The 352-nt window shown below is 46.9% G+C and carries 1 protein-coding gene; it reads right to left on the minus strand.

Going from position 1 to position 352, the window contains the following annotated elements:
* Positions 1-352 (minus strand): alpha/beta hydrolase (locus AB4585_RS22880; protein WP_372171102.1); only part of this gene is annotated, 352 nt, incomplete at both ends.

The raw sequence follows: 352 nt of genomic DNA on the forward strand, positions 1-352 counted from the left end.
CGAAGAGACCATGCTGACATCTGCCCTGCCAAGCTCTGAATATCAATAGGTGACTTACCTAAACGAGACCCAAGAACATCGAGATACATCTTCGACATGTTCGTCAGCTTGTCTGGATTGGCTAAGATGTCGTGTACAGGAGAACCTATTGCAACGCATGCCTTAATTCTGTCTTGCTCCAAAAAGCTTAAGCGAACCAAAGCATTGCCGCCAAAGCGGAAGCCAAGCAATCCTACCTTCCAGTGATCCACAAACGGAACTTCAGGTAGATAATCTAGCAATGCTTTGTGCAAGCAGCTGGTATCCTCTGAAAGGGTCCATTGACTACTCTTGCCCACCGATGGCATATCAA

Origin of the sequence: Vibrio sp. 10N.222.49.C9 (assembly GCF_041474985.1) — a bacterium.
In the GTDB taxonomy this organism is placed as follows: Bacteria; Pseudomonadota; Gammaproteobacteria; order Enterobacterales; family Vibrionaceae; genus Vibrio; species Vibrio crassostreae_C.